Consider the following 17,667-nt stretch of genomic DNA (forward strand, 5'->3'; position numbering starts at 1 on the left):
TTCTACTAAAAAATCAGGCAGCATAAATTTTAAAAGTTCTATAGAAGTCATCAATAATTCTTATAAAGACAAAGTTCTTCTTTTTTTTTAAATATTTGCCCCCAGGTTTTGAGATTGATCCGAGATTGATCCCAAATAGGGTCACCGTCCTTTGCTATTTTAGGTGTTTTTTGAAACAGCCTAAAATCAATAAAGCCTTTAAATACAAGTATTTAAAGGCTTTATTATATTTAAAGTTTCTTTTGAAACTCTTTCTGGCGGAGAAAGAGGGATTTATGGATTCTTTCTAATGCTAGTGTTTTCAAGTGTTTTTATATAAAACTTTTCTAAGTACTCCTAATTGTACCCCTATGAAAAAATCGTAGTTTTTCATATGTGTTGAGATAACAAATTTACAAAAATTAGTCCATAAATTTCTATTATACTAACCAAATTTTGAACTAGTTATGTGCATAATTAATCAACGATTAAGGTAATAACTTGTTCGTGTTTTAAACTAGTATAAAAGCAGAACTCTTCAATACTCACAAATTCATTTTCAAGCTTATTAAGGTCCTTTCTAATCTTTTGTAACAATCGAATACTTTGGCGATAACTCTTTCCAGTAATACGCTGTATGTCCTTTGGATAGATACATAATCTCTTTTTTTCTGTTTTCATACTTTATCTATAGCTTTGAGTAGGCTTTGAGTAGCATTAAGATACTTTATTACAAATATCTTGAAACTATAAAATTAAAGAATATATCATTTAGTTTTAAGCTGTGAATTTTCATATTCGATACTACAATTTGTTTGTCAAATGAGAAGATCATTGCCATTTATGTCAAATTGTGACATATGGAACTAAGCTCATTTACTTTTTACAATTAACTTTTAAATTTTGCAATGAAATCATTCAAAAATGTGGTTGCAACTGATAGAGAGAATGAAGGAGTTTTTAATTGAATGTTTAACAAAATTATGAAGTTATGGCAAGGCAAAAAGGCATAATTAAATTAAAGGGTACTATTGGGGATATTACTTTTTACAAAACGCTGGATGGTCATTTAGCGAGAGAAAAAGGCGGAATTGACGCTAACAGAATCGCGACTGATCCTGCGTTTCAAAGAACACGTGAAAACGGTTCTGAATTTGGTAGAGCAGGGAAGGCTGGTAAAGTGCTGAGAACAGCTTTACGTGTATTGTTACTGAATTCTGCGGATAGTCGAATGGTGAGTCGTTTGACTCAATCTATGGTTAAGGTGATTCAGGCTGATTCTACTAATGAACGTGGATTGCGAAACGTAATTGATGGTGAGGCAGAATTGTTGGCTGGATTTGAATTTAATATTCGAGGAAAACTAGGGACTAGTTTGTTTGCTCCTTATACTGGAGCTATCAACAGGGTTACTGGGGAAATTAGCGTAGATATTCCATCTTTTATTCCGTCCAATATGATTGCAGCTCCAGGGGGAACTACTCATTTCAAAATCATTTCGGCTGGTGTTGAAATTGATTTTGAAAATGAAAGTTTTGTGGAGCAACATACAGAAACCGCTATTTTATCATGGGATGCAACACCAACGGCAGTTATTAGCCATGTAAACACTGTTACTCCTAACAGTACTAAACCGCTATTCCTGGTTTTAGGATTGGAGTTCTACCAAGAGGTGAACGGAAGTATGTACTCTTTGAAAAATGGAGCTTACAACCCTTTAGCGCTTATCGTAGTTAATGGAGGTGTGTAATCTGAAGTTAGAATTTAGAAATCAGAATTATGGTTTTGTTTTTAACCAGAACTTATTTCCCCGAAGGAACTAATGGTAAACTCGAATGCGAAGGTAAATTGATTTGTAATACCATTGAATTACCGTGGAAGATGAACAAGACTAAGGTTTCCTGCATTCCGGAAGGGAAATATTTTATTAGAAAGCGATACAGTACTAAATACAAATGGCATTTGGAATTGGTAGATGTGCCCAATAGAAAGTTTATTCTATTTCATCCTGCTAATAATGCTCAAAAGGAATTGCAAGGCTGTATTGCTCCGGTGACTAAACTTTCTGGACCAGGTTTAGGTTTGATGTCTAGAAAAGCTTTTACGAAGTTAAAAGACTTTGTATATAAAGCTTTAGACCATAAAGAAAGTGTTGAAATACTAATTCAATCTTAAGATTATGAAAAAAATTATAAAAAGAGCTTCAGCTCCCACACCAAAGTTTTTTAAAGTGCTTCGAAATATTGGTTTGACATTAGCTGCTATTGGCGGAACTATGTTAGCTGCTCCAATTGCGCTTCCTGTAATAGTAACAACTATTGGAGGTTACGTTGCTGTAGCTGGTGGTGTTTTGTCAGCTGTAAGCCAGCTTACTACAACTGATGACAGCCCATAACCAAACCTTGATGGGAACTGCCGGAGGCACATTTTTAAGTATAGTACCTAATATTCAATCTGAAGATATTGTAAAAACAGCGGTCTTAGCCACTGTTGGAGCGGTTGTCAGTTTTATGATTTCGTTACTGCTTAAAAGCCTAAATAAGAAGCACAAAAAATAAGTTTAGCCCTAGTTGTGGTGACCTTTGGGTTAAACAAATTGAAAGCCTGATCGTAAAGATCAGGCTTTTGTATTTCAGTAATTTACTTTAAGAATTTCACACAAATGGATTCACTTCACTGAATTTCATATTTTGCGGTAGCAAGAGTTTCTCATTACTTTAAAACATTATGAAATTCTTTTATTCTTCATTTTCTCTATTCTCTAAAATGAGATTGCTCAACTAAATGGTTTATGTAATCCTCGAAATAATCTAAATGCATAATCTTATAACTTACATTACCTGAAAAGGGTTCTACTACATCGAAGTGGTACTTGTTTTCAAGATATTTTTCATTGTCTATAATATAAATCATTTCTATATTATTAGATAAACATTTTTTGAGTTTTCTATGATCTCTTTTTACTATTTCTGCTAATCCACTATCTCCACCAAAGAAATCCTTTGGTTCAAAATGCTGAATACCTTGGCATTCGATAGCTATATCATAATCTTGAAGATAAAAATCTAAGCTTTGCCTCCCTAACCATTTAAACCTTTTTTGTTTTTCATATCTAAAATTGTTTTCATTCAAATATTTAGTAACTTCTTTTTCTAACTTACTTTCATTACAAACTGGACAACCACATCCACTCAAATGACTAAATGCCCCTTGCCAAAATTTATGCCCGCATTTTTTACATTGAATATGGATTTTAGCTTTAGCTGTTACATATTCAGTTAAATATTCATATTCGTCCGTAAATGCTTTCTTGAGAAATTCTTCATTACTTAGACGGTTTTTTATGCCACCTGATTCATTGCCACATAACGGGCATCCTTGTCCTCCCAAATGCTTATTTGGAGTTTTAGAAAATTTACCATGTTCTTTACCAGTTTCGAAATCTATTTTGTGACATATTATAGTAACATGAGTAGAAGAATCTTTATAATGAGTTAATGAATAATCATATAAAGGATTACCGTTTTTATCTTTATAAACTTCTTTCGCTTTGTTTATAAAAAAGTTTTTATCCATAAAATGTCCAGTACATTTAGGACAATTTTTACCTTTTATATGGTTAGCGGGTGTCTGCCAAAACTCACCATGTTCTTTACAAATAATGCAGATTTTAGTGCTATTGTTAACATAAACCACTTTAGAATAATCATAAATTTGACCATGAATATTACTTGCTTTCTCTATCCATTCATTAGTGTTATATCTGTGAACACCACTACATTTTGAACATCTTTGACCATTTAGATGGCTATCAGGTGTTTGCAAAAACTCCCCATGTTCGGGACATATTATACATACTTTAACTTTTACTGCTTTATATTCAACTTTTGAATAATCATATTTGTTATTATGAATAACTTTTGCCCTTTTTATAAAAATTTCTTGATTCATGTAATGTCCAGTGCATTTAGGGCAAGTTGACCCTTTTAAATGACTGGTAGGAATTTGCCAAAATTCATTATGCTTTTCCCCTGTTATTTCATCTAATTTGTTACATACAATACAAACCTTTGTCTTTGAATTTACATATTCCACTTTAGAATAATCATATTTATCCCCATGTACTGTTGTTGATTTTTCTATAAATTGTTCTTTTCCCTGTGCCATTTTCTGACGTATCTTTTTATGAGAACATTTCAAACAATCTTTGCCTGATAAATGATTACTGGGGGCTTGATAAAATTCTCCATGCTCTGGACATATTATGCAAACTTTTGTGTGGGTACCAGAATATTCTACTTTCGAATAATCAAATTTATTACCATGAATTTTAATTGATTTTTCTATAAATTCAGATGTTCTAATTTGAAGATTTTTACTCATTACTTCAATACATTATTGGAATTATTTGTAAAATATCAACTTATCGCTGAACAGTATTGTGTTTATGCATAACTGTTTATACAAGTAACAATTCAATCTATTTTTTCTATTCGACAGGATAGTTGTAACTTTAGGCAATGCAATATACGTCAAAATAACAGGAAAGTTTTAATTCTATTCATAAGAAAAAAAGGAAGTTCTAAAAACAAAAAAAAGACCTGGTCGTAAGATCAGGCTTTATTGCTTTTAGATTTCACCAAATTGATTAAGTTGTACCTCAACGACCACTACTTCGGAATTATGGCAATACAAATCGTTGTATTTAGCAAAGTCAATTGCTTTGTTTCTGCTGTCAAAAGCACCAAAAAAAACTCTTGATGCTCTTGATTTCCAATTGTCTGTTTGAAATAATAAAAAAATGCTCATAGGAGTAATTTTAAAGGTTAATTAATCAGTTTTTCTTGCAATAGCGGTATAAAATAACCCTACGCATATCGTTAATAAGATTGATGTTCTGGTGGAATTGCTTTTCTTTTTGTTCCAGAAGTTTTAACGTCGAAATTTGTTTTTGATGTTCTTCATATTCCTGCATCATCAAATTTGCTTTTAAATTAAACTCTTTTGAAAAATTTTGAAGTCGTAAAAACGGAATTACCGAACCTACTAAAAATGGATGCCAAAATTTAGTTTTCCATAAGCTGTAAGCAATAAAATAGCTATTCTCGCAATCTTCTTCATTTTGAAAAATAACAACAAAACTGTTCGTAAATGGCTCTTTTTGGGGTTTACCGCTGTTCATCCCTTTGTTCAGAATGAACAAATGAGGTTTGCTGTAGCGTGTGTCTTTTTGGTGTGTCTTAATGATGAAATTAGGCATAGCTTCAGATTTAAAGGTTAGCTTTTCTTCTCATTTCTTCGCTGTTTCTGATAAATGCCTTAGTGCCTCGCTGCGCTCTGCACCAATAAATCATTTCAAAAGAAAAAGAAAAAAAAGAAAGCCGTTTTTCAAGTGGAAGGTTTCAAAAAAGCAAGTTTTTCAGAAAAAATACTACCCTAAATAGAAGTGTTCAGTAAAATAGTCAGTCGGAAAAATAAGGGTGGAGATTTTTTATGAAACCCGAAGGGCTTGAACTTGCTTTTTTGAATACCTGGAACTTAGTTTTGCTCTCTTTTTTTTATTTTTTATTTTTTATTTTGAAATATCTACTCAAATTTCATTGCATTTTTTGGATGAAATTTTGAGAGAATGAGTGTTGTTTTTTTGCAGGAGTGTTCTTGAAAGGGTATCCAATTTTTTGGACGGATGGAAATCCAAATCCAAATAATAAAAACGTTTTTCATCTGGCTGAAAATTTGGATACTCTTTCGTTTGTGTTTATTTATTTTTTTTATTGGTCAAACGTAATGGTCATTTCTACTCATTTGATTTTTGAGGATGCTTGAGTAGTGTTCCGTAATCAGTGGTTAGTGTTCAGTCGGAAAGTTGATATGGAAATGGGAAGCATCTTCAAAAAACAATGCTAAAACTTACCTAGTGCGATGGGGCAGTAGCGCAGGCAAGGGTATTATTTGTTTATTGGGATGTTCTGATTGGTTTAACGGAAAAGCTGCTGCCATATACTTGAAAGAAATACAATCTTTATAGTGTGTCATTACTATTATTATGAACGGTATGGCATCGGCTTTTCCGTTAAAGCAATTACTGCTGTTTTTCTGGCAAATAAAAAATAATACTCTTGCTTGGGATTTTGGTTTTGTGGGTAATGAAATGGCTTTTACTATAGGCAAATAAACTAAAATTCTAAAGCCATTTTATTACTTACAAAAGCAATGAAAATACTTCCTATGTTACCGCCTAGATGATAAAAACAGTGAATGCAAAAGTTCTTAAAAGCAATGATAACCTTAAAGTTTCAGATGAAATACAAGACATTGTTAAAGACAGTGGCGAAGGACGGTATTTTTTTGTAGCTGGGTGGTGCGATTGGAGCTGCAAAAAATGTTGTCCTGAAGCCACTGGCAAGCGCGTTGGATGAGCGGCTTTTTTACATAATGTTATTATAGTGCATCCGTTGGTTTCATTAGATGCAGGATATTTCTTCATGCACTATAATGCCACATTATGTAACTAAGCTTTTGAGAAAAAATTACTGGCATGAGTTGCGTAGCGTACGCGTTTTTGTTTTGAGCGCTGGACAAGCTCTTTGACTGATGGCTTATTGGTTTTTGATTATTAAATAAAGATTTCTAGCCAACAGGCAAAGTGCTTGATGTGCGTTGGTACAAAAACCATGACAGTAATTTTTTTAGGAGCGTTGGGAAGGAGTGGCAATTGGAAGACAAACGCTCTCTTTAGATAACTGGACTTACTCTTTTTTTGTAATATGCGGTGATTCCGACCTATATTTACCGCAAAAATGCGGTGATAATATAAAATAATCGCCGCATGATTTGTTATTTGCGGTAAATAAGCTTTATATTTACCGCAAAAATGCGGTGTTATGTATATTCATCAACGAAAAGACTGGACAAAATTTACCTGGGATGCGGAAGTAATTACTCCATTACTTGGAGAAGTTAGACATAAACAAGGTAAGATACTGGGTGTAATGCAAGGACTTGGATTTCGACTGCAAGAGGAAACTGTGCTTAAAACCTTGACTTTGGATGTTGTGAAGTCGAGTGAAATTGAAGGTGAGCAACTGAACCCTGAGCAAGTACGTTCTTCTATTGCAAGACGTTTGGGTATTGAAATAGCCGGAGCTGTAGCTGCAGAACGCAATGTTGAAGGTGTAGTAGAAATGTTATTGGATGCAACACAACGCTATGATGAACCTTTAAGTGATGACCGTTTGTTTGGATGGCATGCAGCGCTGTTTCCGACCGGACGAAGCGGTATGTATAAAATAAAGACGGCTGCTTGGCGTGATGATGCGATGCAGGTTACTTCGGGACCGATGGGAAAGGAAACTGTACATTTTGAAGCACCGAGTGCAGAGAAAGTACCTGCAGAAATGAAAGCCTTTTTAGATTGGTTTAATGCTAACCAAGATATTGACCCAGTACTTAAAGCTGCTTTTGCACATTTGTGGTTTGTGACGATACATCCTTTTGACGATGGCAACGGACGTATTACACGTGCGATAACCGATATGCAATTGGCACGAGCCGACCAAAGCAAACAACGGTTTTATTCGATGTCGGCACAAATACAGGCTGACAGAAAAACCTATTATGAAATATTGGAAAGCACCCAAAAAGGAGATTTGGATATCACACCGTGGCTAACATGGTTTCTTGAATGCTTGTTGCACTCGATGGCACAGACCGATGAAACGATAGCAGCCACTTTGAAACGTGCTCGTTTTTGGGAAACACACCGAACTACAGACTTTAACCCACGTCAACAAAAAATACTTCACTTGTTGCTTGATGATTTTTTTGGTAAATTGACTGTTTCTAAGTACGCCAAAATAACCAAAGTATCTACGGATACCTCACTTAGGGATATACAGGATTTGATGGGTAAAGGTATACTTGAACAGGAAGGTAGTGGAAGAGCAACCTCGTATAAGTTGATACACTAAATTTCAGTATGTGATAATTATAGGTGCATTTTTTAATCAATCTGTAAACATAGTTATTCTAAAATCTAAAGATTTTTCTTTACAGCTAGGACAATAATTATTGACCATATTTAATTTTAAATCAAAGTTATTGATTGTGTTATTATCAAAATTATTTCCTTTTAATATATTATCACTATAAAATAGATATTTGTCAGAATCCTTATGTTCTAAATAGTTAATGTTTTCAAATTTTAAAGTTTCTTTATTAATTGCAGGAACAGGGCAATGTGTTTGATAACTAAATCTTCCACCACCGTATCTGAATTCATTAGAAAAACCACAAGATTTACATTTTGTTGCTATTATGTTTCCCAAATTTATAAAATTAAAATCTTAAATACGTTATTTCACAAGATTTACATTTTCTTCTTGTCTGTTCTATGTCCGCTACACTGAATCGGTTTTCTGATTTTTCGAAAATATCAAGTCCTCTTCCTAAAGTTATTTTCCAACGATTGTCGGCAATAATACTTCTATCGTGAAGGTTTTCAAAACGGTAGGATAAATGTATACCTATTTCCTGAACGCTTTCCTGTATTTCTTCCAAATAAGTTGTGCTATCCTGAAGGTATTCTTCTGTATTCCAAGTAACAATTTCCAAATCAATTTCTTCTTCCAGTTCTTTATTACTGCTTAACATAACGCAGAATTCTAATAAGTTTTTGAATTGGTAAGGTAATCGAATGTATGGATCCTGAATGGTGATTTTGTTTGCTCCTTTGAGGTAAGTAGCAAATAGATTTTTATAAGAAATTCCGGTTTGGTTGTCTTTTATAATGGTTTGATGGGGTGTTAACTGTATTTTTGTTGTCTCTGTAACATTTTTATTTTGAACCTCATTAGTGTTTTCAATAACAATATTTTCAGTAATCTCTAGTTGTTTGGCTTTGATTTCTGTTTGATAATTTAATTTTTCGAGAGTTTCCGGACTTACTTTTATTCCGGAAGATTTTATGGTGTATTCGAAATTTACCGGTTCTGTTCGGAATGTTTCATCAATAATGTATAATTGGTCTTTTACTCTTTTTCTTCCTTCCATAGCAAAGTCCAATAATTCTAATAATTCGGTTTCTGTTATTTCTTTATGAGGATAGATTAATTTCATTAAACCAGAAAACGTTTTACGAATAGCGGTTTTATCTCTTTGAGAAAGTGAACCGTCTAACTCTACGTATTGGTCTAAGATACCACTGTAATCTGATTTACGTAATTCTTTTAAAATTTCTGCCATGTAGTCTACGATGAACCCAAACTCTGTTGAGAATACTGAATTTTTTAAAATGCGTACTTCCCATCCTGGAATGTAAATGTGCATCCGATCGAGGAATGCTCCTTTAATGTATCCTTCAGGAATTGATTCGAAGAGGTGACTGTTTTTTAGCATATAAGGAACTGTATGCTTGGTATTTCCAACGTATGCCAATGAGGCTGTTGCCTGATAGGTTTCTTTCCCTCGATTAAACGATTGATTGGCCATGTAGTTTTGGAGTATTTTTACCAAATCACCGTCTACTTTTTTGGATCCTTTATCCTGTTCGAATTCGTCCAAAGCAATCACATCCCAATAGCCCACTAAACCTATTTTATTCCCTGTATTGTTTACGAATAACCTCGCTTTTGAAACATCACCTCCAGAAACTAAAACACCATGAGGAGACAACTCCGAAAAAATATGTGATTTCCCTGTTCCTTTTGGTCCTAATTCAATAAAGTTGTAATTGTTCTCTACATGAGTGATTAAGCGTGATAATTGGATAAGTTTACCTCTTTTATTGAAAAATTCGGGATTTAATCCGATACTATGCATTAATAGATCTATCCATTCATCAGTCGTGAAATTCTTTCTTGCTTCTAAATATTCTGGAACACTTATATTTGATACTTGAATTGGTTTTACATCTTCTATCAGCCATCTAACTTTTATGTCTTCTTCGTGGGAGTACCCCATATTTACAATGCACCAAACACCACTACCACTTAATAATTTTTGGTTTTGCATCACTATATTGTCAGAGATTTGAATGTTTCTTACCCCTAAATTTGCTAATTCAGCTTCGTAGATGTTTGCTCTATCATTTAAGGAAACATTTACCTTATCAATTATTTTATAGCTTTGTTTGTCTCTAATATTTGCTTTAACAACTTCAGATTCGCTTCTATGGACATAATTGTTTTTAATGATGTCTTTTACTTTTTCAATTCCTTCTTCAATAATGGCTTGATCGTCCACTGCGCAATATTGCCCTAATAAATATTCTAAAACATACGTTGGAACTACTGCATTACCTTTAATCTTAGAAGTAAGGTCTTTACGAACTACTTTGCCTTCAAAATACTTTACTATTTTTTCTTTTAACACCATAATTATACGTTTAAAAATCCATTTCCATTAATGTACTAATTGTAATTAAGTCATTAAGAATTGGGTTTAATTTATCTTTTGGATTATATGCTTTTAAATGACAGAATGAAGCTTTTGAACCTAAAGAATTTAATGTTAGAATTATTTCAAAAACTCTTTCTTTAGGGTTAGCAGATGTTGCATTACATGATAGTTCTACTTCGTTGGAAACTAATTCACCATTGTCATTAAATAAGCCTATTACAATATCTAAACTTTTTAATTCATTAGATACTGGTTCGTTTTGCAGTAACGCCACTTTTATATTTCCAGTGGTAATTTTATTGGTATTGTCAATTCTTCTGAATGTTACCGTTTCAGTTGTTTCCTTTTTTTGTTTGTAATATTTAATTACTGGTGTAATTACTTCTTGGATGCTTGCCCCACCATGAACAAATTGTAATCCAATATTACCTTGTCTTCTGTATCTATTTATTGCTCTAGGAATAGTAATTTTTAAATCGGTTTCACAATTGGTTGTGTTTTTCATATCGAATACATACCCATCTTGTTTTCCTTCAAATTTTTCTCCAATTACGAAACGAGAATTATCTTTACTATATCCTTTTGTTTTAGGTGTTGTTTCTTTGTCATTTTCTTTTAATTCGTTGTAATTGAAAAGAAATCCATGATCAGCAGTAACTAAAACATGCAAAATATTCCAACCGTGAATTTTTTTGATAAGTCTTTTAATTTGGTCTACTACTTTACTCGTTTCTTCAAAAGTTTCGTGTTCCGTTCTCTTTTTATCTCCAATAGCATCCATCCAATCGTGATAGATATAGACTAATTTATTCTTGATAAAAAACTGTCTACCGGTATCTCTGTCAAATTTTATTATCTCTGCATAATCAATCGTTACACTTTCTGGAACATTATCTTGTAATATGGCTTGACGATTTTGACTATTTGTTGGCTTACCATTAATTTTAAAAACTAAATCTTGTTCTCCTTTTTCGACCGTTATTCCTTTATTTGGAAGTAAATTTGACATTCCTAAGTTTGTGTAAGAAGGTACAGAGGCTAGACAAGGTTGAATTGTTAAGTTATTTTTGCTATCTGCCAACAAGTCGTTGTATAGTTCATGTCCTAATTCATAACGAAATGCATCTGAAATGATTACCGCCATTTTATAATCTACTTCACCTAAATTATCTTGGTAAAAATTAAATTGCTTGTTGCAGTCTATGTTGTGAAAATTAAAGTCCTTTTCTTCTAAAAGCTTTTGCCATTCACTATTGTACTCAATTAAAAATCTATCGTACTTGTTATTTAATTTTGAAAAAACAGGTAATGCTATTGTTTCAAATTCTTCAAGATGATCTCTTACTTTATCAAAAGCAATTACTGCTTTTCGATAATTATAGTCTACTTTGTGTAGCTCAGTTGTGTATTCCTTTATATACTGTTCTGCTGAATTGAAACGAAATGACTTATAGCTTTCTAATACGGCATACATACTTGAAGCATGGTATAGAAAATCTATTTGATCTTTAATGTATTCGCTACTATTTTCCTCTTTTCTCCATCTAATACATTCCTCTTTTGTTTTAAATGTATTGTCTTCGACTTCATTGTAAAGCATTTTAAGAATGCTTTCAATCATTTCTTCAGAATAATATTCGTATTCTACTTCTGTACCATACCATTTTAATATGGATAGGGTGTTTATTTTATTCCCAATACTATTTAAGATTTTTTCTATAATTGCCTGATTGTTTTGTTGTTTTTGCCAAATATCATAAAACTTTAACAGCTTAAAGGTGTCAGCTGCTCGTTTAATTTTAAGCGTACTATAGGTGTCTTCTTTTACTGTTTTTGGAACATTTGCTGTGAGGATATTGTATTTTAACTTTATAATCCAATTTGAAGCTGAATCAATTGAAAGATTTTCTTCTTTAGTATCTAATAATACATTGAACCATTTTACTAGTATTACATCTAATTCATATTCTTTTAATGCTTTATTCACTTTATTGAATTTATTTTCATCCAATGTAAGATTCAACCATTTGTTCATACAGTTGAATTTATCTTCTACACTATTGAATTCTAAAAGAATTGAAATTAAACCTCGTTTTAAACTATCCTCGTTAAAATAGTCTGGGTCTAGTATATTTGCTAACTTTTTTTGATTGTTTTTTGTTTTTAGTAATTTAAAGTATTTGTTTACTGTTGCGGTATATTGTTCGTGTAACTTGTACTCGGTCATAAACTCAGATACCTCATCGAGTCTCAATTCGATGTTTGCCGATAACAAATCTAATAGAGGATACTTTCTTATTTTTTTACCTTCTGGTTTTGCAAAAGCATGATACAATACTATTTTACTATCCTTCCATTCTTTATCCAATTTGAATTTTAGTTCAAAATAATTTTTATTTACTTCAACTACTTTAATACCCGCTTCTTCAATAGCAGCTAGTTCTTCTTTCTTTGAACCATCGGTATCAAAATAGAAGATTATTTTTTTATCACTATTTGCTAGTGTTTGTATTACCTTTTCTGCAAACATCTTTATATAATTAAATGTGAGTTGCCTATGTTTTCTTTAAATTGAGTGTCTACTTTTGCCTCTTCGGCAAATGTGTACCAATTTGTAACCGTTTTACTAATCTGATCAATAATGCTGTTGGCCTTTTTAATATTCATTGATTTGGCTACAACTAAAAGGTCGTCTTTTGTAATGCCTTTTCTTTTTCCATTAATACTCAAATTGTGTTGGCTTACCCAATCACTATCCGGACGATAGGCAAAACAAATATCGTAGGCAGGAGCTAATTCCCATTCTCCTTCTTTTTTTAATCTAAAGGCAAAGTTTTTTGTGTGATCATCACAATTTCTAGCGATTACATTAAAGACCATTCTTTTAAACATTTGTTCTGCTTGTGGATAGGGGAGTCTTAATAAACGCATGGTTTGAAACAGTTGTTCATAACTAAAACTTGTGATTTGACTAAAATCATAGTGTTGCATGGCACATAAGGTTTGTATGTGGTGTTTTTGTTCACCACCTTCGCGATCAAATCGTTTGGTCATGAAATGTGCTCTGCCATTTTCCTCCATCAATCGACACTCCATCATTTCTATTTCACATGCTTTAGCCATTAGGTAATATGCCATTTCTATTCTGCCATAACCTGTGCTTTCGCCAAATTGCACATCGCTTACGGTATCTAATTTAATTAGCCAGTGTTCAAAACCTTTTGGAGCAATTGTTTGCCCCGATTTTACTTGCCCTGTTTTTTCATTGTAGGCAATAATCGCTTTTGGGCGTGCCCCGCCTGCTGAGGTTCCTATTTTAAGGATGTCTAGCATGGCTTTTTGTTCATTATCGCTTAAATTGGTTTCAAAACTTTCTCTTTTAGCCAGCATTTTTTGGGAAATGCTTACCAAACTATCTATTTCAATGTCAAAAGCTCTTTTATTTGGTTTTAACTGAGAAGGTTCAAACTCTAATGCTCCCATACCTCGTGTTCCTATAAAACATAAAAGTTCTACCGGATTCATACTATTTTCTGGACGCCCTTGTTGTGCTAACCAACTGTTGATTAATTGATTTCCGTAATCATCTGGTAATACATCTGCTAATAGACCTGGTAAGCCTTTAAATGTTTTTACATCTCTGAGCTCTGGAAATGAAAAAATACGCTTGTTGCTGTTTGCAATTGGCATTTTAAGTGGTGCTAAATCAGTTTTAGTAGTTATGAACTTTGGGTCATACTCAAAACTAGCTAGACCTGTCTCGGTATTCCACGCTACAGCACCGACTGTTTCTCCCCATATTTTAACGAAAGCGGTTGTAATCATTACCAATCTGATTTTTTGGTGTTGTCGTTATCTGTATTTCTAGCTCGTTGTCTTTTTTGCTGTTCTTGCTTTGCGAGTTCTAAAGGACTAATTTCTTCTTGAATTTTGAATGTATTCATTACATATAGCACATCTAACACCCGAAGTACTTGTAGGAGTGTTGGTACCGTAATGTTTTCTCCTTTTTCTAACAAACTTAATGTAGAACGACTAATGTTTGCCGCATTAGCTACTTCTTCTTGTGTTTTGTTTTGTGCTAAACGATGGTGTTTTACGAATGTTCCAATAGTTTGTGCCAGCGCTGCATCGCTCATTGAAACCCAGTCTATGTATTGTTTATCATTCATAAATCGTGTTTTTTGGTTTTAATGACTGATATGTCATACAAATTTAATTAATTAAATTGAATTAAATAACAGTAATGGTATTTTATTTTTTTTCTCCAGTTTTATAATTATAAACCTCGTTTCTTTCTAAATGTCCTAATTTATTATCCACTTGAAATTTTAGTTTTTGGTGTCTTGGATTATTTGGATTGAAAGCTGCATTAGTTAATAAGTTTTGATATCTCATGTCAATTTTCTCTTGAGAACAGCAATTATCACATTTATCACATATATACCATCCATTAGAACAAGCTTTTGAAACTCTAGTATCAATAATATTTAGACATCTCCAATTTAAACAATGTGTTAAATAAACTGTTTTATGAAATTCACTACAATTTGAATCTGTACAATGAAAAGTATTTACTCTGTAAAATGCGAATTCTGAAGTTGCTGCATCTCGCATTAATTTATTGCATGAATTGCATTTTAATTTTTCTAACAGACGGTTAACTCTGTTTACGACAGACACAAATCTATAATACAAATCATTATCGAACGGAATTCCTAAAATTATAATAAAATCTCTTAAAGTATATTTTTCCCACTGAAATGGATTGTAATTTTTTTGACATGGACTGTAGCACTTACTATTGCAACACCAATAAAAATTTGATTTTAAGTTTTCATCAAATTGAGATTTAACGGCATCACAAAAAGTTAATCCATCGGGTATTCCATAGTTCTCAGTGTGGAATATATTACGCTTCTTTGACCACTTGAAATTATAATAAATCCCATTAATACAAACTGATTTATTTTCCTTGTTCAACCAATAGCTTTTGCCGTTAATATTAATTTGACTATCGCTAACCGGAAATTCATGACCACCAATATTAACATACCATTCTTCTCTGTTATTCGAATCATAACTGAATGCTTTCCATGTTCTTCCTCCACATTTATCCAATAATTCATCAATATCAATAAGTTCGTTTAAATTCTCATTGAGACGCTGACTAACTAATTCAAATATTGTTTTGTCTTGAATAAATTGATTGTTTAGTTTTAATGAATTCAGCACATAAAGAGCAATCCTAACATTTAAATTTATAGATGGATTACTTGCCAAATTTTCGAATTTGTTAAATAATTCTGCAGAAATCAGCGATTTTTTCAGATGTATAAGTGAAAAGATTTTTTGTAAAAATATAAATTGGTTTTTATCATCAAACGTTTGCAAAAATTCAAGAGCTTGATATAAATCAATAGTATTTATATAATCATAGTACCATAAAGTAACTAGTTTGGGAAAAGAAACAAGTTCACTTATGTATGTATAAAAATTATTTTTATACTCGATATTATTTTCAAAAAAATCACTAAATTTTAAAAGTTCGTTAAAAACTAAATCTTCCTCAGGATTAATAAATTTTGGAAAAAAACATTTAGCAATATCAATATTTTCCTTAATTGCATTTTCGGCTAAAAACTTCTTTAAAATAATTAATTTTGTTATTTCAAAGCTGAATTCTTGTTTAGAACATACTTCATCAATTATTTTTGTTCTGTCTATACTTGTAAATTTAAACAAACCAGTTGTGTTTTCTGGAGTTGAACGACTTCTGTATATTTTATCAATTTCACATATTATTTTTACTAAAGTGATTATTTCACTTAAATTTTCGACTTTTACAAGGTATTGTATAAAATGTTCATTTGTAAAACTTATTTCAAATGGATTATTTTCAATTTGATAATAATTACTTTTATTTTTATTAAAATAAGAGTTATAAAGCCATATTGCTACTTTGTAACTTTCAAGAAATTCATTTTCGATAATTTGAATTTCACATTTAGAAATTTCAAAAACTAAAAATATTACATTGCAGAATGAACTTAAAGAATTATCATACTTGATTTTTTGAAATTCAGATAATAAAAATTCATTTCGGAATTCTAAAGATGTATTTAAAAAATCATTTCGTGTTAACTTATTTATATTTTCTAAAATAAATTCATTACCCGGAACAAAATATCTCGTTTCTTTCCAGAAATTGAATATAGTATCATTTGGAAGTTTTGAATTTACTATATCAATTACCTTTAATTTTGAATATTTCCATTTATAATTTCCAATAACAGTTAAAAATTCTTTAAACCTTGATAATTCATCTTTGTTTTCTGAATTATTAGTAATAATTAATTCTATGTTTTTACTAATAAGATTTTCATACAATTCTGAAAATATTTCACTTTCAATTAAACAATTGATTGATTCTACAATTTTTAAGGTTTCTGTATTATTAAATGCTGAATAATCATTAATTTGATTAGAAATAATCTTGTAACAAATATTTTCTTTATTTTCTAATGCAATAATTTTTTTTAAACTATAGCTATCTATTACTTCATAATTTTTTAAAAAAATAGCATCTGGAAATTCAAAATAATTATTATTCATATTGAAATCAATAAAAGATCTCGATTTAACTAAATAATGGTCTTCATTACTCCATAATTCAAACAAAAATTCTTCATTGATTTTAGATAAGAAATGTTTAAATGTTTTTCTTAATAATTCACTGTTAGAAATAATTGATGGTAAATTATTATCTGCAGCATCAACAAAAGTATTGTTGACTTTTAAGTCTTTAATAGCTTCTCTTGTTGCACTAAATAATTTCTTGATTTTTTCTATAGAATTCCAATGATTTTCATCGAAGTAATTAGTAAAGTAATTATAAATAGTTTCAGCATCTTTATGACGTAAAAGTTGATATAAAGCACTATCGAAAATACTACAATCCCTATATTCTTTTCTAATATATTCATTACCCCATCGGCTTTTACCTTTAATCGTAAATTCTATATTTACTTTAGGATTGCTTTCTACTAATGACATTATATAAAGAAAATGCTCGTAGGTATCTGGATTTGAAACATTTGTTGCTTTGTTGCCTTTATTGTTGGTTTCAATGTCAAAAAACAAAGCTTTGAGTTTGAGAACCTTTTCTGGTTTAACAATAAACTGATCAATATGTAAAAAAACATCATCGCCATTTACAGTTCCTACACGACCAAATCCTTTATCGTTATCAAACCATTTTACAAGTCCTAAATGCATCATATTAAAAAG

At 31.5% G+C, this 17,667-nt stretch carries 15 protein-coding genes; 6 read left to right on the plus strand and 9 right to left on the minus strand.

What is annotated here, in order from left to right; all coding sequences use genetic code 11:
• Positions 1-970 precede the first annotated feature (970 nt).
• From AAEO59_RS11475 to AAEO59_RS11490, 4 genes are read left to right on the plus strand one after another with little or no spacing between them, the layout of a single operon-like run.
• A complete protein-coding gene (locus AAEO59_RS11475; protein ID WP_341700885.1) occupies positions 971-1,729 on the plus strand; it encodes a hypothetical protein in 759 nt (252 codons plus the stop codon).
• Between the two features lie 29 nt (positions 1,730-1,758).
• Entirely contained in the window at positions 1,759-2,154 is a 396-nt protein-coding gene (locus AAEO59_RS11480) for a DUF5675 family protein (RefSeq protein WP_341700886.1), read from the plus strand.
• Positions 2,155-2,158: 4 nt separating this feature from the next.
• Complete coding sequence (locus tag AAEO59_RS11485; RefSeq protein ID WP_341700887.1) at positions 2,159-2,374, plus strand: hypothetical protein; 216 nt, start codon at positions 2,159-2,161, stop codon at positions 2,372-2,374.
• Positions 2,361-2,537, plus strand: coding sequence for a hypothetical protein (locus AAEO59_RS11490; protein WP_341700888.1), 177 nt, complete (start codon positions 2,361-2,363; stop codon positions 2,535-2,537). Before AAEO59_RS11485 ends, AAEO59_RS11490 begins: the two co-directional genes overlap by 14 nt.
• 196 nt (positions 2,538-2,733) lie before the next feature.
• Here the strand turns inward: AAEO59_RS11490 and AAEO59_RS11495 are convergent, their stop codons facing one another.
• From AAEO59_RS11495 to AAEO59_RS11505, 3 genes are all read right to left on the minus strand, one after another.
• Complete coding sequence (locus AAEO59_RS11495; protein WP_341700889.1) at positions 2,734-4,362, minus strand: PDDEXK family nuclease; 1,629 nt, start codon at positions 4,360-4,362, stop codon at positions 2,734-2,736.
• Positions 4,363-4,608: 246 nt separating this feature from the next.
• Positions 4,609-4,788 (minus strand): hypothetical protein, encoded by a 180-nt coding sequence (locus AAEO59_RS11500; RefSeq protein ID WP_128195562.1) that lies wholly within the window; start codon positions 4,786-4,788, stop codon positions 4,609-4,611.
• A 25-nt stretch (positions 4,789-4,813) separates the two neighbouring features.
• Positions 4,814-5,239: a DUF6943 family protein gene (locus AAEO59_RS11505; protein WP_341700890.1), complete on the minus strand. Its 426-nt coding sequence runs from the start codon at positions 5,237-5,239 to the stop codon at positions 4,814-4,816.
• 786 nt (positions 5,240-6,025) lie between these two features.
• Here AAEO59_RS11505 and AAEO59_RS11510 point away from each other — a divergent pair.
• Both AAEO59_RS11510 and AAEO59_RS11515 read left to right on the plus strand, forming a co-directional pair.
• Positions 6,026-6,154, plus strand: coding sequence for a hypothetical protein (locus AAEO59_RS11510; RefSeq protein ID WP_341700891.1), 129 nt, complete (start codon positions 6,026-6,028; stop codon positions 6,152-6,154).
• Positions 6,155-6,863: 709 nt separating this feature from the next.
• Positions 6,864-7,949: a Fic family protein gene (locus AAEO59_RS11515; RefSeq protein ID WP_341700892.1), complete on the plus strand. Its 1,086-nt coding sequence runs from the start codon at positions 6,864-6,866 to the stop codon at positions 7,947-7,949.
• Positions 7,950-7,985: 36 nt separating this feature from the next.
• On the opposite strand, the gene AAEO59_RS11520 is transcribed toward AAEO59_RS11515, so the two are convergent.
• The 6 genes from AAEO59_RS11520 to AAEO59_RS11545 form a co-directional block, all read right to left on the minus strand.
• On the minus strand, positions 7,986-8,306 hold the full coding sequence (locus tag AAEO59_RS11520; RefSeq protein WP_341700893.1) for a hypothetical protein: 321 nt from the start codon (positions 8,304-8,306) through the stop codon (positions 7,986-7,988).
• 10 nt (positions 8,307-8,316) lie between these two features.
• Positions 8,317-10,353, minus strand: coding sequence for a BREX system Lon protease-like protein BrxL (gene brxL, locus AAEO59_RS11525; protein WP_341700894.1), 2,037 nt, complete (start codon positions 10,351-10,353; stop codon positions 8,317-8,319).
• Positions 10,354-10,363: 10 nt separating this feature from the next.
• On the minus strand, positions 10,364-12,907 hold the full coding sequence (pglZ, locus tag AAEO59_RS11530) for a BREX-1 system phosphatase PglZ type A (RefSeq protein ID WP_341700895.1): 2,544 nt from the start codon (positions 12,905-12,907) through the stop codon (positions 10,364-10,366).
• Between the two features lie 2 nt (positions 12,908-12,909).
• A complete protein-coding gene (locus tag AAEO59_RS11535) occupies positions 12,910-14,202 on the minus strand; it encodes a type II toxin-antitoxin system HipA family toxin (RefSeq protein WP_341700896.1) in 1,293 nt (430 codons plus the stop codon).
• On the minus strand, positions 14,202-14,549 hold the full coding sequence (locus tag AAEO59_RS11540; RefSeq protein WP_341700897.1) for a helix-turn-helix domain-containing protein: 348 nt from the start codon (positions 14,547-14,549) through the stop codon (positions 14,202-14,204). Before AAEO59_RS11540 ends, AAEO59_RS11535 begins: the two co-directional genes overlap by 1 nt.
• Positions 14,550-14,631: 82 nt before the next feature.
• Positions 14,632-17,658 carry a cold-shock protein gene (locus tag AAEO59_RS11545; protein WP_341700898.1) on the minus strand — a complete coding sequence of 1,009 codons (3,027 nt, stop codon included), beginning with the start codon at positions 17,656-17,658 and terminating at the stop codon, positions 14,632-14,634.
• Positions 17,659-17,667 lie beyond the last annotated feature (9 nt).

This window comes from Flavobacterium flavipallidum, from assembly GCF_038289905.1.
Taxonomy (GTDB): domain Bacteria; phylum Bacteroidota; class Bacteroidia; order Flavobacteriales; family Flavobacteriaceae; genus Flavobacterium; species Flavobacterium flavipallidum.